This window comes from Mycobacterium sp. ITM-2016-00318 (assembly GCF_002968285.2).
GTDB lineage: Bacteria > Actinomycetota > Actinomycetes > Mycobacteriales > Mycobacteriaceae > Mycobacterium.
Window position 1 is genome coordinate 1,572,741 of record NZ_CP134400.1, and the last position, 25,931, is coordinate 1,598,671.

Here is a 25,931-nt window from a genome sequence, read left to right on the forward strand (position 1 = left end):
ACATCGATTCGGCGGCAGCGACGTCATCGGCAACCGGAAATGACACTGTCGCAACAGACTTGGTGGAAGCCTGCCGTGGTTTACCAGATTTATCCGCGCAGTTTTTCCGACTCGAACGCTGACGGATTCGGTGATGTCGGCGGCATCATCGGGCGGCTCGACTATCTGCGGGAGCTCGGGGTTGACGTGATCTGGTTGTCACCGGTCTACCGTTCACCGCAGATCGACAACGGCTACGACATCAGCGACTACCGCGACATCGATCCGCTGTTCGGCACGCTGGCCGAGTTCGACACGCTGCTCGCCGAAGTGCACGAACGGGGCATGAAGTTGGTGATGGACCTGGTGGTCAACCACACCTCGGACGAGCACTCCTGGTTCGTCGAGTCGCGGTCGTCCCGCGACGACCCGAAGCGGGCTTGGTACATCTGGCGGGACGCCCGCGACGGTGTCGAGCCGAACAATTGGGGCTCACTGTTCGGGGGATCGGCGTGGGCGTGGGACCAGGCCACCGAGCAGTATTACCTGCATCTGTTCGACGGTAAGCAACCGGACTTGAACTGGGAGAACCGTGAGGTGCGAGAGGCCGTGCACGACATCATGCGGTGGTGGCTCGACCGCGGCGTCGACGGCTTCCGGATGGATGTCATCAACTTCATCTCCAAGGCAGAGGGACTTCCCGACGCACCGGCGATCCCGGGCCAGCGATTCGTCAGCGCCATGGACCTGTTCGTCGACGGGCCGCACGTGCATGACTACCTGGCCGAAATGACCCGGGAGGTTTTCGCCGGCCGCGACGGCGAGTTCATCACAATCGGCGAGATGCCGGGCGTGACACCCGAACAAGCGCGGCTGTACACCGATCCGGCTCGAGGTGAGTTGAACATGGTTTTTCAGTTCGAGCACGTGTCCGTCGATCAGGGCCCGGCGGGCAAATTCGACTATCGCGGTCTCGACTTGGTCGTCCTGAAGAATGCGCTTCATCGGTGGCAGAAGGCGTTGGCCGACACGGGATGGAACAGCCTGTATTGGAACAACCACGACCAGCCACGCGTGGTGTCCCGGTTCGGCGACGACGACCCCGACTACTGGGCTGCTTCGGCGAAGGCGCTCGCGACCATTCTGCACGGCATGCGTGGCACCCCGTTCGTCTATCAAGGCGAGGAACTCGGAATGACGAACTACCCGTTCCGGAATCCGCAGGACCACAAGGACCTTGAGGCCGTGAACTACTACAACAGCGTCGTCGGACTCGGCGGCGACGAACGTGCGGCACTGGCCGGCCTGGCCAAGATCAGCCGCGACAACGCCCGCACACCAATGCAATGGGGCGCAGGACCAAGCGCCGGCTTCACCACCGGCGATTCATGGCTGCCCATCAACCCCAACTACACGTGGCTGAATGCCGCAGCGCAGATCCACGCACCCGACTCAGTGTTCGCGCACTACCAGGCACTGATCCGGCTCCGCCACGCACTACCGATCCTGGTGGACGGCGACTTCACGCCGCTGATGGCCGAAGACCCGACGATCTGGGCGTACGCCAGAACCAGCCCGAACTCACGACTCCTCGTGATCGCCAACTGCGGACGTGAACCCCGGACCGTCGAACTAGGCCCAGACTGGGTCGACGGGAAACTGCTGCTCGGCAACCTGCCTCAGATCCCGGCCACGACGACGTCATCGTCCCTCGACTTGGCCGGCTGGGACGCACGCATCTATTCTCTGGTGACTCCACAATGAATCGGCATGAGCGTGACCGCGACGAATCCGGCCGGCCCAGGAGCGGTCGACCTCGCGACGCCCTCGGTCGACCACTTCCGCTGGGCAGCGAAGGCGTTCCGCGCATTCCGGATGACCTCGAGTTGCCGCCGGCCGAAACCCTGGCCTTTGCTCAAGATCTGCTGGACCGGGGCCTGGCGTTCAACGCGCACGAAGTGCTCGAGGCCGCATGGAAGAACGGCCCGGACGACGAGAAGGAACTGTGGCGAGCACTGGCCCAGCTCGCGGTCGGCATCACGCATGTCCAGCGCGGCAACGGCGACGGGGCGGTCGCCTTACTTCGCCGCGCGTGGGCGGGCCTTACCCTCGACGGCACGGCCCCGTACGACATCGACGTTGCAGGCTTGGCCGACTACGCGGACGTGCTGATCGACGACCTCGCGGCGAATGCCGCGATAACACCGGAACGCCTGAGACCGCGTCTGGTCCGCAAGTGAGTGTGAGAGGAGCTCGCCAATGCGCATTGTTGTAATTGGGGGCGGCCCCGCCGGTGTGGCCGCCGCCCTGAACGCCGCTGAGTTGGGCGCAGAAGTCACGCTTATCGAGCGGCGGCGGGTCGGCGGAACGGCCTTCAACAGCGGCCCCGCGCCGGTGCGGACCCTCGCTCGGGCCGCGCGCCTGGTGAGGGACTGGAGTTCATGGGAGGCGTTCGGCCTGCGCGGCCCGCGGCCCGAGGTCGACCTCACCGCTACCTTGGCCAACGCCCAGCGGGTGGCCGCCTACCTCCATGAGCGGAAGCGCATCGCCGACCACATTCGCTCCGCCGGGGTCGACCTCGTCGAAGAGGCCGGCGACGCCCGTTTCGTCGACGCCAACACGGTCGCTTCGGCCGACGGCCGCACGTGGACTGCGGATCGGGTGATCATCGCCGTCGGCGGCAGGGCGGGGCGACTACCCATACCGGGGGCCGAACTTGGCCTGACCTACGAGGACGTGCGCAACGTGACCGCTCTGCCCGAGCGGGTCTGCGTCATCGGGGCGGCCGACACAGGCTGCCAACTCACGTCTATTCTGGCCGATTTCGGTTGTGACGTAACGCTTGTCGAGTATGGGCCGCGGATCGTGCCGCGCGCGGATGTCGATGTGTCGGTCGCGCTCGAACACGCTTTCCGGGGGCGAGGCATCGAGGTCATCACCGGCGCCGCAGTCCACCAACTCGAGGGCCTTGCCTCGGGTGTGCGCGTTCTGTACCGAGTCGGCGACGACTCCAGCGTGGTCGACGTGGACGCGGCGTTCTTCGCCGTCGGCTGGCCGGGTAATGCCGACCTCGTCGACGCTGCCGCCGCCGGCGTGGTCACCGAGCGTGGCTACGTGACGGTCGATGCGTTCATGGCCACTAACGTCCCTCACATATTCGCCGCCGGCGATGTCGACGGGAACAGCATGCTGGTCAGCAGTGCGACGATCGAAGGCCGTGCCGCCGCAGAGAACGCGGTGCTCGGACCGCGTCGTCGAGTTCGCCATGAGATTGTTCCCGCCGGCAGTTTCACCGATCCCGAGTACGGCAGCGTCGGGCTCACCGAGGAGCAGGCCCGCGCTCGCTACGACTGCGTCGTCGGTGTGGCCCGCTATGAAGACATGCTGCGACCCGTCGCTGACGGGCAGCCGGAAGGGTTTTGCAAACTCATAGTGGAAACTGCAGAGCGGAGGATTGTCGGCGCTCACGTGTTCGGCGAGTACTCGGCCGAGGTGATCCAGATGGTCGCGGCCTGCATGGCGGCGGGGATGCGCGTCGAGGATGTTGCCGAGCTTCAGTTCGCCTTTCCCACCTTCACCGAGGGAGTCAGTCAGGCTGCCCGGATGGTGGTCAATCAGCTCGGCGTCCGTCCGATGTCCCGACTCTGGAGCAGTCTGGGCGCTACACCGTCAGTCCTGGAATGACGTCGCGTCGCGCGCTTTTCGGCAGATGACGAGAGCCTCGATGTAGTCCCAGCGGTAGCGGTCGGGAGCCGCTGCGACGCGCTCCTCGAGCTCTCGGAGGAAGTCGGAGAGGAGGTCGGCCGCGCGTGCCTCGCCCTCGCGTGCAAAGGCCCGAAGAAGTAGCGGCCCTCCCCATGCGGTCACGCTCTTGACGTAGTCCCGCGCGAACAGTGCAGGATCGTCGTGCCAGTAAGGATTGTCGAGACGGAAAAGCTCGATGCTCTCGAGCTTCAGACCGGCGAAACTCCCGCCGCCCGCCTCGAAGGGCGCCCGGAATTCCTCAAGTGTGCGCGACCAGACCGGAACGACGGCCGCGGCGACGGTCGCGCCGCCTATGCGCCCGGCGCGGCGCCAGTCGGCGAGTAGCAGGTTCATGTCCCCGACGATCTCGACGTAGAGACCCGTCCTGTCCGGGCATGCGGCGGGGGAGGCGGGGATGGCGGCGATGAACCACCCCCCGGGCGCCAGCTCTGTTGCGCGCATCTCGAGCATTCGCTCCCACTGCCGCTCGGCGGTGACGCGCCAGGCGCTTCGCTCGTCCTTGTCCATGTGATCGGGGTAACCGGGAAAGACCGACCCGGTGGAGGCCAGGCCGGCGGTCTCGGCCACCCAGTGCATGGTTGTACCGGTCACCGCGAGGTGCACTGTGCCCTGTGGAAAAGAAGGCGCCTGGTGGAGAGGGATGCCGGCCATCGAAATGACTTCGGCGGGAGGCGGATTGCGATCGAGCGCGCGCATGCACGCCTCGCCGTTGGTCTCCGGCGAGGCGTAATGGGCGCCTGTGCCCGTGTCGACGACCCCGGGACCGGACTCGTCCAGCGCTGGGATCACGACCAACGCTCCTTGGTCCTCAGCCGGGCCGAAAGCGTCCCGAAGGTGGGCGGCTGCGACCCGCCACGCGTTCGTCGGGAGATCAACGAGTGCGTAGATCAGCGGGTGGCCGGCGCGCTGTGTCGCGAGAGCCCGGATCAGGCCGTGAGAGTTCACGCCGTCGGCGGCGCCCAGATCGGCCACGCAGAGCACGGACTCGGTGGCCAGCTCCGCAGCGGCGGCCATCACGGCCGGGTGGATTGCCTCGAAAGAGGCACGCTGCGAGAGGGCGTGCCGCGCGTAGTCGTCCGCCATGCTCACGAGCTCCGGGTTGCGTGACGGCGTGGCGGTTCCCTCCGCGCAGCGCCGCCGCGGCTCGATGGCGCGGGCCTATCGTCCCACACCGCCGGCGCGCCGTACCGCGTCTGGAAAACGGCGGACTGCCGATCGACGCGTGTTGACGTCATGTCGTCGGCTGATACGCCAGCCTCACCATGCCGGATGCATAGTCGTGGCCGAGATCAGGCTCAGTCGAAGTGGGAGTTCACCTGTGTGGAACGGCCTCACGCCGCGAGGATGATGGCATCGGCCGCACGCAGTTGCGCAAGCCCGTCGGCCACCGCCAGGCCCGGCTGAAACCACATTTTCCGCGCGCCCGTCGAAACTCGACGGAAAGCAGCCGGCAACCAAGGCCCACGTTCAGCGGTCAAACTTGTGGCGCAAACTTGTTGCGGCTCACGCGATTTTGGTGACGCGGATTTCGACGTGTGCGATGCTAATAGCGACTCTTCGACCGATTCAGCACACGGAGCCTGACATGAAAGAGCTTACCGACCAGGACGAGAATGCGATTTTAGATCTATTTCTCGGGATGTACTTTTTTCAATTCCTGGCTTCCGCAGTCGAGCTCGACCTATTTACGTTGCTCTCGGCCTCGCCGGGCCTCACGCGCGAAGAACTTGCCGAGCGCCTGAAGCTCGAGAACCAGCCCGCGCGCATCCTTCTACTCGGCTGTGGCGCGGTCGGCCTGCTCCGAAAGGAGGGCGATCGATACTTCAACACGTCAGGCGCGGAGCGGTTCTTTTCCAAGGCGAACCCGGCGAACATGGTGCCCGCGGTGCGAATGGCGAACCATATCCAATATCGGCCCATGGCGCGCTTCACGGAGGCGCTCAAGACCAACACCAACGTCGGGCTGCAGGAGATCCCGGGATCTGCACCGAACCTCTATATGCGCCTCGCGGAAAACCCCCCGTTGGAAAAGATCTTTCACGAGATGATGAGCCTCGTATCGTTGGGGACCGCGGCCTTCCTCGCGGGAGCGGTCGACCTGTCGCGTCACCGCAGATTGTTGGATGTGGGCGGTGGCGAGGCCATGAACGCCATCGCCCTGGCGGGCCGCTGGCCTGAGTTGCACGTGACCGTACTGGACCTTCCGACAGTTGCGGAGACCACTCGCGCGCGTCTGACGGAGCAGGGGATGGCCGAGAGGGTAACGGCGGTCGGCGGAGACTGCTTCACGGAGGAGCTTCCCGGAGAATTCGACGCGGTTTTGTTCTCGCGGTTCCTCGGGATCTGGTCCGAAGAGAAGATTCGCGGTTTGCTCGCGAAGGCCTCGCGGGCGCTTCGGCCGGGCGCGAGTCTCTATGTGATCGATGCGCTACAAGACGACGACGAGATGGGGCCGCCCTTCGTGGCGCACCTTAGCGCCTACTTTTTAACGCTCGCCTCCGGCGAGGGGATGATCCGAACATGGAACGAATGGACGGGCTGGCTGGAGGAAGCCGGTTTCGAGTCCTTCTCGCGCCGTCCCCTCCCTGGCGGCATGTCGGAGTTCCTCATTGAGGCCGTGAAAATCTAGGCCGCCGTAAGCGGTTCGACGGCGTTATCGTCCTCAGCCACGGACAGGGGAGTTTCAGTTCGTTCCCGGGCGATCCTTGTGCGTTTCGATTCCCGGCAGGTCCTGAGCAAGAAGCAAGTCAGTCCGAAAGGCCTGGCCTGTCTTTGCTTCTCGTCAGCGTCTCATCAGCCGCGGCATCATGCCTCCTTATCGCCATCTGCCAGATAACTGGAGTACACCGCAAGAAGTGCCTCCTGTGACTGAGAAAGCCGCGGCTCGGCTCGGATGGCAGCGGTAACTGCGTCGACCGAGCTACCGGGCTTCGCAGGCTCGACATCTGGACGCGCCTGCGCAGTGAGGTCTTCGAGGGCTGACAGAGAGATTCGGCACGATCGGACGGTTGCGCACCGTCGCCGACGCGGCGGCCGATTTTCTCGGCGCTGTCCCGCGGCCGGTGCAGACTGACATGTTTGCTACACGGGCCGTCATTTGCTACACGGGCCGTCAATGGTGGAAACGCCTCGGCAGCGCGGAGAAACGACGAGCAGTCCCGACGGACCGCCCGAACCTACTGCGCGAATCGTTCGAAGAAATGCCGGAAGCCGCCCAGTGAATCGTGCCCGCAGTACGATTCTTCGATGAGTAAAGGTGGGAAAAAATCGGGCGAGAAGTCCGCACGGAAGATCCCCAAAAACGTCTACCAAGCCGAACTTTTCCGCCTTCAAACAGAATTCGTCGGGCTCCAGGAATGGGCCCGGGAAACCGGTGCCAGGATCGTGATCATATTCGAAGGTCGCGACGCCGCGGGTAAGGGCGGGACCATCAAGCGCATCACCGAATATCTGAGCCCTCGCGTCGCGCGGATCGCCGCGCTGCCGGCACCCACCGAGCGGGAGCGCGGGCAGTGGTATTACCAGCGCTATGTCGCGCACCTACCGACGCGGGGTGAGATCGTCCTGTTCGACAGGTCCTGGTACAACCGGGCGGGTGTCGAGAAGGTGATGGGATTCTGTACGCCGCAAGAGCATGCGTTGTTTCTGCGGCAGACGCCCATCTTCGAACAGATGCTCATCGACGAGGGCATCATCCTGCGCAAGTACTGGTTCTCGGTATCCGATGAGGAGCAACTGCGACGGTTCAGGTCCCGGCGCAACGATCCGGTTCGCCAGTGGAAGCTCTCGCCGATGGACTTGGAGTCGATCTTCCGGTGGGAGGACTACTCGCGCGCCAAGGACGAGATGATGGTGCACACCGACATCCCGATTAGTCCGTGGTACGTGGTGGAATCCGATAGCAAGAAGCACGCCCGCCTGAACATGATGGCGCACTTGCTGTCCACGATCGACTACGAAGCCGTCGAGGCTCCCGAGGTGGACTTGCCGGCACACCCGGTGCGGTCCGGCAACTATCAGCGACCGCCGCGAGAACTGTCCACCTATGTCGGCGACTACATGGCCACCGTGCTGGGGGATACGGAGTGAAGCCGCGACCTCGGTGAGTCGAGGCCCCGGGGGAGTCGAAGGAGCCTCGGGTGATGACGGTCACTGAGGTGGTCTGCCCATCGCGATACCTCCTCGTCTCGCCCTGCATATAGGACTGACCAGACGGCCTGAACTCATCGACCGATCAGGGACGGTGTCGTCGGACGGTTCGGGAAACCTCTTGACTCGCGCGACGACGGGTAGGGCGGCACTGTGCGTAGACTGCGTGCGTTCCACCAGGGAACATCTCGTCAATGTTGGCGATCGCCGAGCAGCGTCGTGCGGAGAAGTTTAGATACGACCGCACGGGAAGTTTCCGTGCGTTCGTACTGCATGAGTCGTCCGAGATCCACGACGAGAACGAAGGCTGCATGCACAGCGAACCGCGCCTCACCCTCGCTGACGTCAGGTCGCGCGGCCGCCACCTGACGGACCCAGGCTTCGATGGTCGCTCGTTGCATGTTGTGAATTACGTTGAGATCCGGCGCCGGTACGTTGCCTCGCTCCACGTAGTAGACGTAGGCGAGTTCAGGCTGGGCGAAGGACCGGTCAACGTAGGCGTCCACCAATTGAGTAACTGCTTCGGCCGGTTCCTCGGTGGCAGCAAGGATGGTGGACGCGTCACCCGCTTGGACTGCCGCAAGTTAACGGCGATGCCGACAAGAATGGTTCGTTAGGTACTGACGTATGACTAGCCTCCGCTGTGATCGTATTCGCAACGGCGTCGTCCCTCTTGATCGCGACGGCGCGCCAAATCACCAGCTTCATGCCGTGTGAGCTGCTTCTTCACGTGGCTCACGCAAATTCGTTCTGCGTCAACGTCGTCATGGCCACGGTGCTGTTGCGAGGCGATCACGCCTGCATACCGATGCTTGGTAAAGCCTGGTCTCAGCGGTTGGCTGGCACACAATGATCTGGGCACGCGCTCGGCAGTCGAATCCAAGCGTCGGTGTGGCCGCCAGAGCATAGGAATCGAAACAGATGACGACAGGGTGGATTCCGTCCACAGTTTCTCCCGATCCGCAGGGCGGCCGCATGCTCGACACGGCGCTGGGGATTTTGATCGGGCTTCGGCGGTGTCGTTCGGAAGCAGCGTTCCAGGAACTGCTCGTCGCCGCCCAACGCCATCGGGTGCCGGTAAGTGCGATGGCATGGGGGCTCGTTCATCTGACCTGCGGTGGCGACAGATCACAAGAAACTCTGAACGCTGAGGAGTCTGCCGCGCGTCATGAGTGGGGCCGGTTGCTCGCCGAGCCCGTGGTGTTGCCCTGTTGAGGATGGCCCGTGCGTCCAAACTGGCGACGCTGGTGGCGGGACAACTCGGGTGGGCGCTCATAAGCCTGTCACTCGCTGTCCCCACCGCGGCGGACCCGGTACCGTCCGGCGCGGCGCAGCCCGCTCAGTGGATCGTGGTGGGCGTGCCCGCCGCAAACGCGACAACAGGAACCCTCACTGCCTTTCAGCGCGTCGGTCAGCAGTGGAAAGTGGTGCTGGGCCCCACGACCGCCAAGGTAGGCGAGCTCGGCGTCGGCGCACCCGCGGACGGCGTCCACCGGACTCCTGTCGGAACGTTCACATTCGACCAAGCCTTCGGACGCCAGCCCAACCCGGGCACCAAAATGCCCTATTTCCAAGCCACCGACCAAGATTGGTGGGACGAGGACGCCGGCTCACCTACTTACAACACGCACGTGCGCAGGACCGGCAGACCCTCATCGATCGCGGAAAATCTTTATGACTCCGGTCCCGTCTACGACTACGCCGTGAACATCGCCGTAAACCCGCAACGTATCCCGGGACGGGTGTCGGGAATCTTCCTCCACGTGACCGATGGCACTCCCACCTGGGGATGTGTGGCCGTCGGCCGCGACGAGATGCGTTCGGTGCTGAATTGGCTCGACCCTTCGGCGTCCCCACGAATGACCATCGGCGTCGGAAATCCAACGGTGGTCGCAGCCAATTCGTGACCCAACTCCCGACTAAGGCATCGGCCGCCACAGCTGCACCGTAGATTTTGCTCCTCCGGGCAGTTCGATCAGTTCGATAGGCGTGCCGTCGGGGTCGTAGATGAAGAGCATCCGTACGCCGGCGATGTCAACCGGTGGCGTGAAGCGCACGTCGGAATGGTGTTGTGTCAGCGCGTCATGCGTGTCGTCCAAGTCCGCGACGCGAAACGAGATATTCGTGTAGCCCAGGTGAGGTCCATCGACGTTGGGTGCCACAGCACCGAGGCTGAGCAACTCAATCATGGCCTGACCGACGAGCCCCCCGACCATCCGGCCGCTCTGTGCGGCGCCGCCCGTCACGGTGTCCAGACCGGCGCCCTCGAGGTCGACGTCGAACACGACGTCCATGCCGAGTACATCGGTGTAGAAGGACACCGAAGCATCCATATCGGATACTCCGATGCACACGTGAGAGAAGTTGTCGACAGAGAGCGGGCGAGGCTGGGACACATGGCCACACTTACCGCGTGGCGGGGTGCAGCGCAACGGGTCGGCGGCGGAATTGCCGCGGACTGCCGTTGCAACAGTGGTGAGGTCTGCGGAATTCAGCTCATTTGCCGTGGCTCCTCCGCGGTGGCCTGCCGGGACAGGGACGCTACTCGGCGGCCTCGCTGAGCTGTCAGCCTCCGACGGTCGGCAGGTATCCCGGCGTACGGCGGGCCTTCGTCGCGGTCTCGAAGGCGTAGGCGAGGTCTAGCACGTCGGCGTCGTGCCACCGGGCGCCGATGAAGCTGATGCCGATGGGGAGCGCCCCCTGCGGTCCGGCGAACCCGGCGGGTACGGTGACGTTCGGGTACCCGGCCACCGCTGCCGGTCCCGCACTGCCGTAGAGGAATTCGTCAGCGACACCGTCACGGTTGAAGTACTTGGTCACCCACCCGGGTGTGTTGGTGAGCGCCACGATGGCGTCTAGACGGTTCTGGGGTTCTGGCCCTCGGGCTAGCGCGTCGTCGATGGAGCCGCGGGCCAGACTGCGGATCGTGCTCCGCTGCGCGCGGACCGCCGGGTTGTCGGCCGGCACCGGGGACGCCTCGGCCTGTTCGAACAGCTCCTGGCCGAAGTATGCCAGCTCCTCCGGGTCCTGGCGGTCGAACGCGATGAGCCCTGCGAGGTCTGCGGGGTGGTTGCCGGGGGTGGCTGCTAAATAGTCTTCGATGTCGCGGTGGAATTCGGCCAGCAGGGCCGGGGTCTCACCGGCGCGGATCTCCTCCTGGTGGGCCAATTGCACCGGTACCGTCTTGGCGCCGGCAGCCATCAGCTCCTCAACCGCCATGGCGAATACCGCCTCGGTCCCGTCGTCAACGACCTGCGACTCGTCGGGGGTCAGTGTCAACACACCGATCCGGGCGCCCTTGAGCTTGTGTGGATCGAGCTCCGCGAAGTTTGGGTCAAAGTCGGCCGGACGCTCCGCGGTGGCGGCGTCGGCCGGGTCCCGACCGGCGATGGCCGACAACAGAATCGCGGCGTCAACGGCATGGCGGGCGATCGGGCCTGCCGTGTCCTGCTCGGCGGAGATCGGCACGATCCCCTCACGGCTGACCGTGCCGAGGGTCGGCTTCAGCCCGACGACACCGGTGGTGCCCGACGGGCAAACGATCGAGCCGCTCGTCTCCGTGCCAACCGCTACCTGGGCCAGCGACGCCGCCACACCCGCAGCGGATCCGCTGGAGGAAGAGCACGCGCTGCGGTCGAGGACGTAGGGGTTGGCCGTCTGCCCGCCGGCCCCGCTCCAGCCGCTGGTCGAGTTCTTCGCGCGGAAGTTGGCCCACTCGGAGAGGTTGGCCTTGCCGATCACGATTGCGCCGGCGTCGCGCAATTTGCGGGTGATCGTCGCGTCGTCCGGCTCGCTGTGCAGGAGCGCGCGGGAACCGGCCGTCGTCGGCATCCCTTCGGCGTCCACATTGTCCTTCAGCAGGACCGGGATGCCCTCCATCTCACTCCGCTGGCCCTGCTGCGCGCGGATGACGTCGCTGTGCGCGGCCTCGTCGAGCGCGTGCGCGTTGACGCTCAACACCGCTCGGACCTCATCGTTTACCTCGGCAATGCGGTCTAGGTAGGCCTGCGTCAGATCGACGGCGGTCAGCGCGCCGAACTGCATGCGCTCCTGCAGCTCCGGGATCGTGATTGCGTCTAGGGACAGTCCACCCGGCGCGAGCGTGCCGGGCTCTGCTTCGGCCATGGGGTTGGTGGAGAGAATGCCCGCAGTCGCCAGGAGAACGGCCAGCAGCGGGTGCCCGATGCGGCTCGAAACGATACGCGCGAAGCGCATCATGTCTCCTTCCGCACTGATCGTGAGACATGAACGATACGGGCCACCCGCACATCGCAAGTTTCAACGCAGATTTCCATCCCCCAGGAATGTCGTAGCTGTTCCTTTGGTAGAACCACACACGGCGGTGTGGCCAACCCGGCGAAGCCAGCCGAGGGGCCGACGAAAAAACATCGTGAAGTTGTCTGAGTGCCAATCGAATTAGACGCAGAGTTCATCGCCAGATGCAGCGCAATGGGAAGCTATCCCTCACTTCCGCCGTGTCCTCACGGCTGCCGAGGTGCCGGGGTGTCTGCCGACTATTCGCTTAGTCGACTTTCGTCAAGGTGAACTCGGACGTAGGACCACGGAACCCGTTCGGGTCAGAGCTGCCACATATGCCGGGGCCCGCTTGGCTGAACGCGGTGCCGGCGAGTGTTGATGCGCCCCATGAATATATGGTCGTTCCCGGGACCCGGTTGTTGTCGTCGCACGTGAGGGCATCGGACCGCGCAGCCGTCATGTTCCAGCGATCGCCCGCCAACTGCGCTTGCCCGGTATAGGGCGCGTTACCCGCCGACGAATTTGTCGCCGCGACATTGGCGCATCCGGGGCCACACGGTGTGATCGTCCACGTAGTCGTGTTTCCGGAGTCCACAGTGAAGGTGTAGGTGCCGCTCAACTCCCCAACGGGGGCGGCCGGGGCAGGAACACTGGGCGAAGGGGTAGTCGGACCGCCGGCCCATGCGGGGCTCGGAAACCCGACAGCGACCGCAGCGAAGACGGCCGCTGTGCCAAACACACCGGCGATATTCATGTTTCCCCCTCAATGGCCCGAACGTAGCCGTTCAGCCGTTGTACGGAGTATTGCTTCTATTCCGCCGCCATATCGACCAATTCAGTAAACCGCAGTCTGACCTTGAAAGCTTGTCACCGGTGAGGCTCGTTTCCGATCCGCCCAGTTGCGGGCATGGCCATGGCGATTCTGATGGCGTCGCGTGTTTCGTCGCCCATGTGCTGATCGGGGTCTCGATGCGGTCGGTCGCCATGTCGCGTTTTCTGTTTGCTGCAACATGTTTTCGGTTACGCTCGCCCAATGCGGTCGATCCGAAGTGGCCCGCGCAGGTGCGGTATCACTGATGCGCATAGGTCTCGATGATGTCCCCAAGGTCGTTTCGGGGGTTCATCGCTGACTTTCGATGGGCCTTGCTCGGTTCCGCCGCCTTGATCGCGTTCGTGCTTGGCTGGCTGGGATATACGGAATACCTGAACGAGTTGTACGTCGAGGGGGCAACTAAGCACCCCCCTCGGGCGACCGACATCGCCTACAACACCTTCAAGCTGTTTTTGATGGGGTCGCCTGCCACGACGGGGCTACCGGTCAAGATCGAGATCGCTCGGATCCTCGCGCCGCTCGTGTCCGGTTGGGCCGCGTTGAGCGGGCTGGCGTTGTTGTTTCACGATCGGTTTCAACAAATCCGCATACCGCTGATGCGGGGTCACGTCGTGATCTGCGGTCTGGGCTATGTCGGCAGCTTGTTCGGCGAGCATCTTCGTCAGGCCGGTCACCAGGTAGTCGTCGTTGAATCCGACTCCGCGAATCCGCTCGTAGAGGTGTGTCGCAAGTGGCGAAGTCCGGTCGTTATCGGCGATGCTCGGCTGGAAAGCACGCTACGGGGCGCCGGTATACAGCGTGCGGCACAACTTCTCGCGGTGTGCCCTACCGATGCGGTGAACACCGAGATCGTCGCCGTCGCGCGGCGACTCCCGACCGGCCGTCGAAGTGGTCCGCTGCGTTGTCTTGCTCGTATCGGCAGCCCGGAGCTGTGCCGGTTATTGCGGGTCCAGGAGGCCAACGCTTTGGACGGCGCCCCCTCGTCACTGGACTTCTTCAACATTGACGAGATCAGTGCGCAATTGTGCCTTGACGAGTTCTCCATAAGGGCCGAGAACGGCCGGCCGCATGTCCTCGTCAGTCGCCTTGATGCGCTGGGAATGTGGTTGGTGAAACACGCAGCATGGAGCTGGTTCACAGACCGAACCGACGACACCCCCCTCTGGGTCACAGTTGTCGACGACCGAGCCGAGGAACGCCTCGGCGGGCTCCTCGACCGACACCCCGCCCTCGAGTCGGTGTGTCGGTTCATTCAATCCTCGGCGTCGGTCCGTGATCTGCACCGACTCGACGCGGTGCAAGCCGACGTGGGAGCGCCCCCTATAACGTGCGCATACGTCAGCGCGTATCGCGACGAAGACGCAATTGAGGCCGCGCTCACCTTGCGCCATTACCTTGATTCGGCGGTTCCGATGGTGGTCGCGTTGTCCCGCACGGACGGAGTGGCCCGGCTCATCACCGACGCGACTGCCAGTGGCGAGCTGACGAACGTCAACGTGTTTCCGGCGTTGGAGCGCACGTGCACGGCCGAACTCGTCGCGGGCGGGTCATACGAGAGGATCGCGGTCGCCATCCATCGCCGTTGGTGCGCAGGGCAACTCGCCGCCGGCAAGGAGGCGCCGTCGTGGTCCGAGCTGGACGAGTCGCGCAAGGAGTCCAATCGAGCTCAAGCCCGCGACATGCCAGTCAAGCTGCGCAGCATCGGGTGTAGCATTGCGCCGCTGCACGACGTAAGCGCACCAGCGTTCGAATTTTCCGACGAGGAATTCGAGATGCTTGCGATCGCCGAGCACAAACGGTGGGTAACCGAACGACTGGAGTCCGGCTGGCGGCTGGGGCCCAAAGATGTTGGGCGGAAGACCACGCCTTATTTGATTCCGTTCGACGAGCTGCCGGACGACATCGCCGACCTCGACCGCGACGCGGTACGTCAGATCCCTGACGCGCTAGCCTTGGTCGATCTCAAGGCCATCCGGTCCGTCACTAGCTCAGGCCGTGTCGAACCGCCGGCGCTCATCGGCGATGACCGGTAGGCCTTCCTCGCTAGTCCGGCGGGATCGGTAGATCGGGGCAGACCTTGATGTAGTCGATGTCCGGCGATACCCACTCGTTCCACTGCTTATGGCTCATGTTCTCAGCGAGCTTGTCACACAGATCTGGTGGACCTGCAATGGCAGGCCAGACCCGGACAGTACCGTCCGTGCTGCCCGAAACGATGCGCTGGCCATCGGGACTGTACGCAATACTGTTCACGTTGTCGGTGTGGCCGATCAACGCATCAGCTGCCTGCTTGCCCGACTCGGTGTCCCACATCCGGATGGTTTCGTCGAGACTCGCGGACGCGAGCGTGCGGCCGTCGGGGCTGTACGCCAACGCAACGACCGTGTCCTCATGGGCTTGCATTGGCTCGCCGACTTTCTCGAGACTGCCCGCATCCAACCGCTGAATGACGCCATCGCCACCTGCGGCCGCGATCCGGCGGCCGTCGGGGCGGAAGGCCACTGCGAACACAACTACATCGGCGCCGCCGATTGGGACTGCCCGTATCAATTGACCTGTGTTGGCGTCCCACAACCCCACTGTGCCGTTGTAGCCCGTCTCCATGCCGCCAGAGGCGATGCGGTTGCCGTCGGGACTGAACGCGACGCTGTGTACCAGTTCGCCGTGTATCCGCGGCTCACCGATGGGACTGCCCGTTTGGACATCCCACAACCGGACGCTGTTTCCACCGCCGATAACCACGCGGCGTCCTTCGGGACTGAACGCCACGCTGGTCAGTGGCCCCTGCCCGGGATTGATCGGGGCGCCAACGGGCCCGCCCGCGTTCACATCCCACATCCGCACGGTGCCGTCGGCGCCAGCGGTGGCGAGGCGCCGTCCATCCGGGCTGAAAGCGAGGCTGGACAGCGGCTGCCCGCTGGCCACGACCGGCTTGCCCATCAGACGGCCATTGTCGGCGTTCCACAACCGCACCGTGCCGTCGTCACCAGCCGAAGCGATGCGATCTCCGTCAGGGCTCACCGCCACACTCGACACCCCTCCGATGTGGCCGACGAGCGGCCGACGTATGCCGACATCCCACAATCGGATCGTCCCGTCCTGCGCTCCCGACAGTAGGTGGGTGCCGTCGGGATTGAACGACAAAGTAAACACCGCGCTCTTGTGGCCCATCATGGGGGCACCGAGCAATTGCCTGGTGTCGACGTCCCACATCCGCACCGCACCGTCATTACCTCCGTCAGCAAGCCGGTGGCCGTCGGGGCTGAACGCCACGCTCATCACCTGGGTGCCGTGGCCGGTCATGGGATCGCCGATCGGCAGGCCGGTTTCGCCGTCCCATATCTGCACATCCCCGTCGGCACTCGCCGAAGCGAGTCTGCGGCCGTCGGGGCTGAACGCCACGTCCATGATGATTTCCGTCATGTCGTCCTCGTGGACTCGGTGCGGAGGACCGATCTGCTGCCCGGTGCGGACGTCCCAAATCCGTACAGCCCCGTCGTAACCGCCAGTGACGACACGCCGTCCGTCGCGGCTGAATTCCACGCAGACAATCTCGGCGGGATGGTCAATTGGTTGGCCGATGGGCTTGCCGGTTTTCGCGTTCCATAGCCGCAAGTCGGTGTCCACGCTGCCCGTGGCGATCATGAGCCCGTCGGGGCTGAACGCCACGCCCCACACCTCGTCTTCGTGGCCTGTCATTGGCCGGCCGATCGGTTCTCCAGTGTCCGCGTTCCACAGCCGGACGGTGCGATCGTCACTTGTGGTCGCGAGCCGGTCACCATCGGGACTGAACACAGCATCGTTAACCCATTCAGTGTGTCCGGTAAAGTCTTTGCCCACCTGTAGGCCTGTCTGCGTGTCCCACATGCGCAATGTTCCTTGGTCGCCTGCAGTGACGAAGCGGTCACCCCGAGGGCTGAAGGCGGCACCAGGGCTGAGGGCGCCACCGTAGGTTCCCGTCGCGGTGTCGATGAGCTTGAGGGTGTCGAAGGTCTTTACCGCCGCTGAGTACAACTGTTGGTCAAATGTGTTCGGAGAGATCGCGTTCGCGGCAAGTAGCTCATGCAAGGCCCTTTCATCACTGCCCGGCCTGTTGTCGTCCAAGATGCCGTCCGACTCGGCGACCAGCCGCACGCCCGTCGCCTGGCGGAACCGGTCTTGTGCTTGATGGCGGGCGCTGGTGGCATAGACCAGTCCAACGACGGCAACCACGGCGACTGCCGCGGTGATTGCAACAACGGCACGCAAGATCCGCGACCGCTTGCGCAAGGCGGTCGCGTGCTTGCGCAGGGCGGTCGCGTGCGCTTCGGCCTGTGATTGCCGTTCTTGCGCATTGCGTAATTCGGAGTGCCGACGTTCTTCCTCCGCGGCGACCCGATCGTTCTCGCTTTGTCGAGAAGCGTCGAGGTATTCGCGAACGGGATTCATCCGTTGTGTGAAGGTGGATGAGCCGACAACTTTTTCGGCATCAGCAAGACGGGAACCCGCGAGAAGCCATGCCGGGTCTTTGCCGTTGCTTCGCCATGCGGTGTCGGCTCGCTCGACGTCGTCGGCGACCTGAAGCTCCTGGCGTTGCTCGCGAAGCCAGTCTGCCAACTCATCCCACTGGCGCAGCAGGCTTTCCAGGGCGACCTCGACCACGACTTGGCCGTCGCGCTGGTCCTTGAGTAACAGCCGCTTGGCGACCAGTGCATCGATCAGGGGTCTGCTTTCCTCGGGCAGGTCGTCATAGCGGGCCACCCGACGCATCGGCTGGTCATTATGTGGGTTGACCGTGGCGAGCCATGGAATGAAAGCGGCTCGCAGACAATTGAGTTGGCGACTTCGTTGGTCGGGATCGGTGGCGAGCACCTCATTGATCTCCGTCTCGACGACACGGCGCATCCCGCCCATCGCCTGGTACTGCTCGACCGTCAACTCACCCGTCGATCCATAGTCGGCATACAGTCGCGCCAGCGTCAACGACAACATCGGCAGTGTGTCGGCGCCCTCGGCGGCGTCGACGAGAAGCCTCTCCACCAAGTGCGGTGAAATCGCGAGGCGCCGGCCGCCTTCGCTTGCACGAACCGCCGGGCCGGTGATCACCTCTTTGAACTGGGTCGGCGGCATCGGCTTGAGGTCGTCGAAAACCCGTGACTCGACGCCGACCAGTTCGGGATGCGTCTGCATGACCTCATATCGGTCGGTCCGAATGGTGGCGACCACTATCAGGCCCAGCGGTTGCAGATCCGTCCGCACCGTCAGTCGTCGAATCAGCGACATCAGCTCCGCCCCTTGGGCTCCGGCGTCAGCGGAGAACAATTCCTCGGCCTGGTCCAGGGGGAGTATCAGCGTAGGGGGAGTCGGTCTCTCATCGCCGCGAATCGGATCGGGTAACCGATCCGCGGCTGCATTCTGTACTTCGATCAGCAACTCGCGAAGTCGCTCGATGTCGTCGGTGCATGCGGACTTGATTTCGCCCAGGCTAGGTGCCGATAAACCGAGCTTGTCTCGAGCATGCCAAATGGCCGCTGCCAGGCCCGCGTCCCCGGTGAGCGCGTTGCGACCGGGCCGCACGACGCCCAACAGTGTGAAGCGACGATCTTCGCGTGCCAAGCGCGGCAGTAAACCCGCGCGTAGGAACGACGACTTACCTGTGCCCGACGGACCCAACACGACGAACAGCGACTTCGTCTCGGCCAGCCTCATGCCCCGCAGCTCATCGAGGCCGTGCACGATCGGCGCATCACGGCCGAAGAACACGGCGGCATCGACCTGTTCGAACGGTTCCCACCCGCGATATGGAGCCCGATCGACGTCGTCTGGCGGTGGCCAAACGAACGAATGCGCACTGATGCCAGTCCCGCGGATGGCATCTCGCAACCGGTACAAGCCAGTGGTGGCGAACAACACCGGAGGGCCGCTGCCCACATCGACCGAGGTCATGTCACTCTCGCCGAACAGGTCGCAGCGCTGCCACTCCGACGTCAAATCATCACCGGCCGACGGCTCGAGGCGGGCACACAGAATCTGCTTGTTCAAATTCTCCGCGACGCGATATTCAGTCCTGCACTCATGCGACGCTTCCCATTTTCTCGACAACAGGCAGACCACGGCTTCACATTTGGCACTCGCCTGCTTCAGCCTGTCCTTCCATCGCTCGCCCGGTCGCAGCCCCACTTCCGGATCGATGTCAAGGAAGATGTCAGTCGCCAGCGGAGGCTCCTGGCCCACCAACCAGCGCTTCAAAGCCAACGCCTCACGCGCATCATGACTGGAATGGCTAAGGAAAATTCGCGACATGTCTAGTCCGGCGGGATCCGCAGGTCGGGGCAGACCTTGATGTAGTCGATGTCGGGCGACACCCACTCGTTCCACTGCTTGTGGCTCATGTTTTCAGTCAACTTGTCGCACAACTCTTTTGATCCGGCAACGGCCGGCCAGACCCGGACGGTTCCGTCTGTGCTGCCTGAAACGATGCGCTGGCCGTCGGGGCTGAACGCGACGCTGTCGACATCGTCAGTGTGCGCGGTCAGCGCTGCACCTACTTGCTGGCCGGACTCGACGTCCCACAACCGGATGGTTTCGTCTCTACTGGCGGAAGCGAGTGCGCGGCCGTCCGGGCTGTACGCCAGAGAAACGACTCTGTCCTCGTGGCCTTTCATCGGCTGACCGATTATGTCGAGCCCGTCGGCATCCAAGACTTCAATGAACCCGTCGACACCGGCTGCCGCGACTTGGCGCCCGTCGGGACTGAACGCTACGGCCCATACGATCCTCTGTGCCTCGCCGATCGTGGTTGCCGCAACCAATTCACCTGTGTTGGCGTCCCACAACCTCACCGAGCCGGTGTTGTCACCCTCGTTGCCGCCGGAGACGATGCGGTTCCCGTCCGGGCTGAACGCAACACTGTTCACCCGTTCGCCGTGTCTCCGCGGCTCACCGACAGGACGAAACGTTTTGACATCCCACAACCGGACGGTGCCATCGTGGTCGCTCGATACGCCAACCGACGTGTCTCCACCGCCGATGGCCAAACGGCGCCCATCGGGACTGAACGCCACGCTCGTCAGTGGTCCCTGCCCCGGATCGATCGGGTCACCGACAAGCGTGCCCGTGTCCGCGTTCCACATCCGGACCGTGCCGTCGGCGCTGGCGATGGCCAGACGCTGTCCATCCGGGCTGAACGCGACGCCGGACAACGGCTTGTCGCTGTCGACAAGCGGCTTGCCGATCGGGCGGCCGCTGTCGGCGTCCCACAGGCGCACCGTGCCGTCGTCACCAGCCGACGCGATGCGATGTCCGTCTGGGCTCACCGCCACACTGGCTACGCCCCCGATGTGGCCGATGAGCGGCCGACGTATGCCGACATCCCACAATCGGATCGTCCCGTCCTGCGATCCCGAGAGGAGGCGGGTTCCGTCGGGGCTGAACGACAGAGTCCACACTCCACCCTTCTGGCCCAGCATGGGCGCACCAAGCAACTGGCGAGTGTCGGCGTCCCACAGCCTTACCGCACCGTCACCACTCCCGGAGGCAAGCCTGTGACCGTCGGGGCTGAACGCCACGCTGAGCACCCGACTCCCGTGAGCGGGCAAGGGCTCGCCGATCGGCAAGCCGGTCTGGGCGTCCCACAACCGCACGTCGCCGTCGCCGCTCGCCGACGCGATTCGGCGGCCGTCCGGACTGAACGCCACATCGATGACTTCTCCGGTGTGACCCTTCAACGGGGGTCCGGACTGCTGCCCGGTCGTGACGTCCCACAACCGCAACATTCCGTCGGCGTCCCCGCTGGCGATGTGCCGGCCGTCGGGGCTGAATTCCACGCTGATGACCCTGTCTGGATGTCTCAGCGGCTGGCCGATGGGTCGGCCGGTGTCGACGTTCCACAGCCGCATGGTGCGGTCCACGCTGCCGGACGCGAGCATGTGCCCGTCCGGGCTGAACGATATCGCCCACACCTGGTCTTGATGGCCCAACATCGGCTGGCCGATGGGTCGGCCGGTGTCGGCGTTCCACAGCCGCACGGTGAGATCGTCACTTACGGAAGCGATCTTGTGACCGTCGGGACTGAACGTGGCACCGTCGATCCACTTGGTGTGTCCGACCAGGTCCGCACCCAGCTGAAGGCCGGTCTGAGCGTCATACAAGCGCAGCGCTCCGTTATCGCCTCCTACGACGAAGCGGCGGCCATCGGGACTGAAGATGGCACCAAAGACCCCCATTGAGGGGTCGATCAGCTTGAGGGTGTTGAAGGTCTTGACACCGACGGAGTACATGTTCTGGCCGAATGTATTCGGAGAGAGTGCATTTGCGGCAAGTAGCTCGAGCAGGGCCCTCTCATCACTGCCCGGCCTGCTGCCGTTCAACATGTTGTCCGAATCGGAGGCCAACCGCACGCTTGTGGCCTGGCGGAACCGGTCTTGTGCCTGACCACGAGCACTTACGGCATAGACGAGTCCGACGACGGCAACGACGGCGACCGCCGCGGTGATTGCAACAACGGCACGCAGGATCCGCGATCGCTTGCGCAAGTCGCTCGCGTGCGCTTCGGCAACTGCTTGCCGTTCTTGCGCATTGCGTAACTCGGCGTGCCGGCGCTCTTCTTCCGCCGCTAGCCGATCGTTCTCGCTTTGTCGAGAAGCGTCGATGTATTCGCGAACGGGATTCATGCGCTGGGTGAAAGTAGGACTGCTCACAACTCTCTCGGCGTCGGCGAGACGAGAACCGGCGAGAAGCCACGCCGCATCCCTGTTGTTGCTTTTCCACGCCGTATCGGCACGCTCGACGTCGTCGGCGACCTGGAGTTCGTGGCGTTGCTCGCGAAGCCATTCTGACAATTCATCCCATTGGCGCAGTAGGCTTTCCAGGGCGACCTCGACTACGACTTGGCCGTCGCGCTGGTCCTTGACCAGCAGCCGCTTGGCGACCAGTGCATCGATCAGCGGTCTGCTTTCCTCGGGTAAGTCGTCATAGCGGGCCATCCGACGCAACGGATGGTCGTTCTCCGGGTTCACGGTGGCGAGCCACGGAATGAAAGCGGCTCGCAGACAGTCGAGTTGGTGGCGCCGTCGGTCCGGATCGGCGGCGAGAATCTCGTTGATCTCTGTCTCGACGACACGGCGCATCCCGCCCATCGCCTCGTATTGCTCGACTCTCAACTCACCCGTCGAGCCATAGTCGGCATATAGGCGCGCCAGCGTCAACGACAACATCGGCAGTGTATCGGCACCCTCGGCGGCGTCGACGAGAAGGCGCTCCACCAGGTCAGGTGAAACAGTCAGGGGGCGGCCACCCTCGCTGGCACGAGCGGCCGGGCCGGTGATCACCTCCTTGAACTGCGTCCGCGGCATTGGTTTGAGGTCATCGAAAACCCTTGACTCCACGCCGGCCAGTTCGGCGTGCGTTTGCATCACCTCAAACCGGTCGGTTCTGATGGTGGCGACGACGATGAGGCTCAGCGGTTGCAGTTCCGTTCGGACCGTCAGCCGTCGAATCAGCGACATCAGCTCGACTGCTTGGGCTCCGGCGTCGGCGGAGAACAGTTCTTCGGCCTGGTCCAGGGGGAGTATCAGCGTCGGAGGGGCCGGCTTGTCATCGCCGCTCACCGGATCCGGTAACCGATCCGTCGCCGTCTGCTGGATCTCGATCAGCAACTCGCGGACCCGCTCGACGTCGCCGTGGCACGCGGTCTTGATTTCGCCCAGGCTTGGTGCTGACAGGCCCAGCCTGTCTCGAGCGTGCCAAATCGCCGCCGCCAGACCGGCATCGCCCGTCAGCGCGTTGCGACCGGGCCGCACGACGCCCAACAGAGTGAAACGACGATCCTCACGGGCCACACGCGGCATCAAACCCGCGCGTAGGAACGATGACTTACCTGTGCCAGACGGACCCAACACAACGAACATCGACTTCGTCTCAGCCACTCTCATGCCGCGCAGCTCATCCAGCCCGTGCACGATGGCCGCGTCCCGGCCGAAGAACACGGCGGCATCGACCTGTTCGAACGGCTCCCACCCGCGATATGGAGCCCGGACCACGTCGTCGGGTGGCGGCCATACGAACGAGTGCGCGCTGATGCCGGTGCCGCGGATGGCGTCTCGCAACCGGTACAACCCTTTGGTTGCGAACATGACCGGAGGGCCGTCGTCCAGGTCGACCGAGGTCATGTCACTCTCGCCGAACAGGTCGCACCGCTGCCACTCCGACGTCAACTCGTCACCGGCCGACGGCTCGAGGCGGGCGCACAAGATCTGCTTGTTCAGATTCTCTGCGACGCGGTATTCGGTCTTGCACTCGTGAGACGCCTCCCAGTTGCTCGAGAGGAGACAGACCACGGCTTCACATTTGGCACTGGCCTGCTGCAGTCTGTCCTTCCATCGCTCGCCTGGACGGAGCCCCACGTCAGGATCGATGTCGAGGAAGATGTCAGTCGCCAGCGGGGGCTCCTGCTCTACCAACCAACGTTTCAGGGCCAATGCCTCGCGTGAGTCGAGACTCGAATGGCTCAGGAAAATTCGCGACATATCACTCTCTTGGAGGGTTAGCTCGGAGGTTAAACCTCCTTGTCGAGTGATCAAGTCGCTTTGCCGTAAATCATCGGAAGCGTCAGAAGCCGGTTTAGCCTCGGTACATGACATCGAAGCCGGTACCCGGGGAGGCGCCCGGGAAGACGCGACCACACCACGGGTCAGTTGCCAATAAACTCAATTGGCTTCGCGCCGCCGTCTTGGGCGCCAACGACGGGATCGTCTCGACGGCCGGCATTGTCATCGGCGTCGCCGCCGCCACCGCCGAGCGAGGGCCGGTGCTCACCGCCGGCATCGCGGGACTGGCAGCCGGAGCTCTGTCGATGGCGGTCGGCGAATATGTGTCTGTCAGCACTCAGCGCGACACCGAACGGGCACTTCTCGACACCGAAGGCCGAGAGCTGAAGTCACAGCCGGACGACGAGCTGAACGAGTTGACCGCGCTCTACGAGGCAAGAGGGCTCTCCGCGCAGACCGCGCGGCAGGCCGCCGTGGAGCTCACCGCTTACGATCCTCTCGCCGCCCACGCGGAGATCGAGCTGCGTATTGACCCGAAACAGCTGACAAATCCGTGGCTGGCAGCGATGTCGTCCGCGGTGTCATTCACCATCGGCGCACTACTGCCGCTCGTCGCTATTCTTCTTCCGCCCGCGTCTACGCGCATCGGGGTCACCGTTGCCGTGGTGCTTCTCGCGCTGGCGATGACCGGCTGGGTGGCCGCCCGCCTCGGTGGCGCAAAGCCTTTACGCCCAATCCTGCGGGTGACCGTGGGTGGCGCTTTGGCCATGGCGATCACCTTCGCGATCGGCCATCTCGTCGGCGTGACGATCGGATGACCGCCAACCGGGGCGAGCACGGTAGGAGACCGTCCTGATCGTTCCGTGTTGCGCTCTGACGCTTTGTGCGCACAACGACGAGGGTCCGCATGTGGGGTGTGACCCACATGCGGACCCTCGTGTCTCGGGTTGGCTGTCATCGCCAGCCCGGTGCAACTACGCGGCATGGAGAGCCATGCACGGCTTGGCGGCGCACGCCTTGGAGAGAGCGTGCCCTGCGGCGAGAGAACGCACACGCGACGTCGGTTGCGTGATCCGCTGGATCGGAGCCGCGTTGGCCGCGATCGCTGCCAGCATCTCGGTGTAGTTCCAGCCGATCTCGCCGCCCGACATGGCTGACAGGTTGATCATCTGCTCCCGGCCAGGCCGGCCCGGTCCCGTCATGCTGGGCTTCATGTTGATGTCGATGGCCTTGATGACACCGTTGGCGTCTGCCCGGCAATCGATGCGAATCGCTGCAGTGGCCTTCAGCAACTGCGCAACTCGAACAGCATGCCGGCCGAATTCGCGGAGCTGATCATCGTCGCCCGCCGGCTTGCTGTTGGACTGGATCGGCACCACTCCGCTGAACGGCATCACGCCGCCGTGATGGCCTGTCCGCTCGATCGCCGGAAGCGTCCAGTGGGTGGGTTCGTTGTGAATGCCGTCAGCCGTCTCATAGGTTCCCGGCGGCATCACTGTCACAGCGAGTTCTCTGCCGGCCAGGTACTCCTCGATGAGGAACTTGTTGCCGAACTTCGGTCCGACATGGGACTCGATGTGCTCTGCCGCTTCCGCAACGGACCCGACGACCTTGACACCGGCGCTGCCGCGGCCGCGGACGGGCTTCACGATGACTGGGAATGTCAGCCCGTTCTGCGAAACTGCCTTCTCGATTTGACCTTTCGCCGGTCCGTTCTCCACGTTGACGAGGGCTTGCACGGGCACCGGGACGCCGATCGCGCTGATGGCCGCCTGGCACACGTCCTTGTCTTCGAACTTCTCGACGACGTCTAGCGGTTGGCCGACGACATAGAGCCCGTCGTTGGAACCGAAGTTGGCCATCGGATGCTCATCGAACAAGCTGGTGTTGGCCCACAGAATTTCGGCTCCGTCGGCCACAGCCTGGGCGATTCCCTCGAGCGTGTCCGGGTAGGTCCAATCCGCGTCGACATCGGCACGCGGATCACTCGCGGGGGTCAGCACGTCACAGCCTGCCTGCGCCAGTGCGTTCGCAATGTCGGCGGATGAATCCCGGTACCCGAAAGGGTTCGAGGGCTTGACCGCTCCGTTCAAGGACGGGGGTGTCACCGCCTGGTGCAGAACCGCGATCGGCCTGCCGTACAGCGACGGCGCATTCTGGACTTCGGTCTTGATCTGATCGATTGTGGTGGTCATTTGAGTTCTCCTGTGTGCGTAAGTGTTTGGTGTTCTCGGTCTTGCTTGCGCATCCGAAATTACGGATCTGTGGTCCAGAAGGCTCGCTTGTGCTCACAAGCTTTGAAATGACGCGATTCTCAGGTTTTGCGCATTGTGCTCACCGGCCGCCAATGGCGCGTCAGTATCCGTGATCCAGCGTCGTCAATCTCGAATTGACTTGCTGTTGAGCGCTATTGAACGCGTCGC

General features: G+C 64.0%; 16 protein-coding genes. 9 read left to right on the forward strand and 7 right to left on the reverse strand.

Annotated features, from left to right (window positions below; translation table 11 throughout):
• Positions 1-75: 75 nt before the first annotated feature.
• The 3 genes from C6A82_RS07685 to C6A82_RS07695 are packed head-to-tail and all read left to right on the forward strand — an operon-like array spanning position 76 to position 3,663.
• Complete coding sequence (locus C6A82_RS07685; RefSeq protein ID WP_233217189.1) at positions 76-1,743, forward strand: alpha-glucosidase; 1,668 nt, start codon at positions 76-78, stop codon at positions 1,741-1,743.
• The gene (locus C6A82_RS07690; protein WP_105349302.1) at positions 1,740-2,219 is read left to right on the forward strand and encodes a DUF309 domain-containing protein; all 480 of its coding nucleotides are present in this window, start codon (positions 1,740-1,742) and stop codon (positions 2,217-2,219) included. The genes C6A82_RS07685 and C6A82_RS07690 overlap by 4 nt, the downstream gene beginning before the upstream one ends.
• 19 nt (positions 2,220-2,238) lie before the next feature.
• Positions 2,239-3,663 carry an NAD(P)/FAD-dependent oxidoreductase gene (locus C6A82_RS07695; protein ID WP_105349303.1) on the forward strand — a complete coding sequence of 475 codons (1,425 nt, stop codon included), beginning with the start codon at positions 2,239-2,241 and terminating at the stop codon, positions 3,661-3,663.
• Here C6A82_RS07695 and C6A82_RS07705 read toward each other — a convergent pair.
• Entirely contained in the window at positions 3,649-4,833 is a 1,185-nt protein-coding gene (locus C6A82_RS07705) for a hypothetical protein (RefSeq protein WP_142406066.1), read from the reverse strand. The two genes, C6A82_RS07695 and C6A82_RS07705, sit on opposite strands and share 15 nt — an antisense overlap.
• Positions 4,834-5,329: 496 nt before the next feature.
• Here C6A82_RS07705 and C6A82_RS07710 point away from each other — a divergent pair, with 496 nt between their 5' ends.
• The 3 genes from C6A82_RS07710 to ppk2 all read left to right on the forward strand — a co-directional run bounded on the left by C6A82_RS07710 (position 5,330) and on the right by ppk2 (position 7,833).
• Positions 5,330-6,373: a methyltransferase gene (locus tag C6A82_RS07710; RefSeq protein WP_105349323.1), complete on the forward strand. Its 1,044-nt coding sequence runs from the start codon at positions 5,330-5,332 to the stop codon at positions 6,371-6,373.
• 379 nt (positions 6,374-6,752) lie between these two features.
• A complete protein-coding gene (locus C6A82_RS07715; protein WP_105349305.1) occupies positions 6,753-6,965 on the forward strand; it encodes a hypothetical protein in 213 nt (70 codons plus the stop codon).
• 25 nt (positions 6,966-6,990) lie between these two features.
• Positions 6,991-7,833: a polyphosphate kinase 2 gene (ppk2, locus tag C6A82_RS07720; RefSeq protein WP_105349306.1), complete on the forward strand. Its 843-nt coding sequence runs from the start codon at positions 6,991-6,993 to the stop codon at positions 7,831-7,833.
• A gap of 251 nt (positions 7,834-8,084) precedes the next feature.
• Here ppk2 and C6A82_RS07725 read toward each other — a convergent pair whose 3' ends face one another.
• On the reverse strand, positions 8,085-8,399 hold the full coding sequence (locus tag C6A82_RS07725; protein WP_105349307.1) for a hypothetical protein: 315 nt from the start codon (positions 8,397-8,399) through the stop codon (positions 8,085-8,087).
• A gap of 711 nt (positions 8,400-9,110) precedes the next feature.
• On the opposite strand from C6A82_RS07725, the gene C6A82_RS07735 reads away from it, so the two are divergent.
• Entirely contained in the window at positions 9,111-9,800 is a 690-nt protein-coding gene (locus C6A82_RS07735; RefSeq protein WP_105349310.1) for a L,D-transpeptidase, read from the forward strand.
• Positions 9,801-9,812: 12 nt separating this feature from the next.
• Here the strand turns inward: C6A82_RS07735 and C6A82_RS07740 are convergent, their stop codons facing one another.
• Both C6A82_RS07740 and C6A82_RS07745 read right to left on the reverse strand, forming a co-directional pair.
• Positions 9,813-10,247 (reverse strand): VOC family protein, encoded by a 435-nt coding sequence (locus tag C6A82_RS07740; protein ID WP_233217191.1) that lies wholly within the window; start codon positions 10,245-10,247, stop codon positions 9,813-9,815.
• 211 nt (positions 10,248-10,458) lie between these two features.
• Positions 10,459-12,108 (reverse strand): amidase family protein, encoded by a 1,650-nt coding sequence (locus tag C6A82_RS07745; protein ID WP_199193984.1) that lies wholly within the window; start codon positions 12,106-12,108, stop codon positions 10,459-10,461.
• 1,185 nt (positions 12,109-13,293) lie between these two features.
• On the opposite strand from C6A82_RS07745, the gene C6A82_RS07750 reads away from it, so the two are divergent.
• On the forward strand, positions 13,294-15,015 hold the full coding sequence (locus tag C6A82_RS07750; protein ID WP_158261679.1) for a TrkA family potassium uptake protein: 1,722 nt from the start codon (positions 13,294-13,296) through the stop codon (positions 15,013-15,015).
• A gap of 10 nt (positions 15,016-15,025) precedes the next feature.
• On the opposite strand, the gene C6A82_RS07755 is transcribed toward C6A82_RS07750, so the two are convergent.
• Together C6A82_RS07755 and C6A82_RS07760 are read right to left on the reverse strand one after the other, a co-directional pair.
• On the reverse strand, positions 15,026-19,264 hold the full coding sequence (locus C6A82_RS07755; protein WP_105349313.1) for a TIR domain-containing protein: 4,239 nt from the start codon (positions 19,262-19,264) through the stop codon (positions 15,026-15,028).
• 2 nt (positions 19,265-19,266) lie between these two features.
• Positions 19,267-23,487 (reverse strand): TIR domain-containing protein, encoded by a 4,221-nt coding sequence (locus C6A82_RS07760; RefSeq protein WP_105349314.1) that lies wholly within the window; start codon positions 23,485-23,487, stop codon positions 19,267-19,269.
• A gap of 107 nt (positions 23,488-23,594) precedes the next feature.
• On the opposite strand from C6A82_RS07760, the gene C6A82_RS07765 reads away from it, so the two are divergent.
• Entirely contained in the window at positions 23,595-24,326 is a 732-nt protein-coding gene (locus C6A82_RS07765) for a VIT family protein (protein ID WP_105349315.1), read from the forward strand.
• 156 nt (positions 24,327-24,482) lie between these two features.
• Here C6A82_RS07765 and C6A82_RS07770 read toward each other — a convergent pair whose 3' ends face one another.
• Entirely contained in the window at positions 24,483-25,703 is a 1,221-nt protein-coding gene (locus C6A82_RS07770; RefSeq protein ID WP_105349316.1) for a biotin carboxylase, read from the reverse strand.
• Positions 25,704-25,931: the final 228 nt, after the last annotated feature.

Bases quoted from the DNA above. Each gene is read 5' to 3' on its own strand.
- C6A82_RS07745 (WP_199193984.1), bottom strand. From the start codon at position 12,108: ATGCGCTTCGCGCGTATCGTTTCGAGCCGCATCGGGCACCCGCTGCTG.
- C6A82_RS07755 (WP_105349313.1), bottom strand. From the start codon at position 19,264: ATGTCGCGAATTTTCCTTAGCCATTCCAGTCATGATGCGCGTGAGGCG.
- C6A82_RS07765 (WP_105349315.1), top strand. From the start codon at position 23,595: ATGACATCGAAGCCGGTACCCGGGGAGGCGCCCGGGAAGACGCGACCA.
- C6A82_RS07735 (WP_105349310.1), top strand. From the start codon at position 9,111: ATGGCCCGTGCGTCCAAACTGGCGACGCTGGTGGCGGGACAACTCGGG.
- C6A82_RS07710 (WP_105349323.1), top strand. From the start codon at position 5,330: ATGAAAGAGCTTACCGACCAGGACGAGAATGCGATTTTAGATCTATTT.
- C6A82_RS07770 (WP_105349316.1), bottom strand. From the start codon at position 25,703: ATGACCACCACAATCGATCAGATCAAGACCGAAGTCCAGAATGCGCCG.
- C6A82_RS07760 (WP_105349314.1), bottom strand. From the start codon at position 23,487: ATGTCGCGAATTTTCCTGAGCCATTCGAGTCTCGACTCACGCGAGGCA.
- C6A82_RS07695 (WP_105349303.1), top strand. From the start codon at position 2,239: ATGCGCATTGTTGTAATTGGGGGCGGCCCCGCCGGTGTGGCCGCCGCC.
- C6A82_RS07690 (WP_105349302.1), top strand. From the start codon at position 1,740: ATGAATCGGCATGAGCGTGACCGCGACGAATCCGGCCGGCCCAGGAGC.
- ppk2 (WP_105349306.1), top strand. From the start codon at position 6,991: ATGAGTAAAGGTGGGAAAAAATCGGGCGAGAAGTCCGCACGGAAGATC.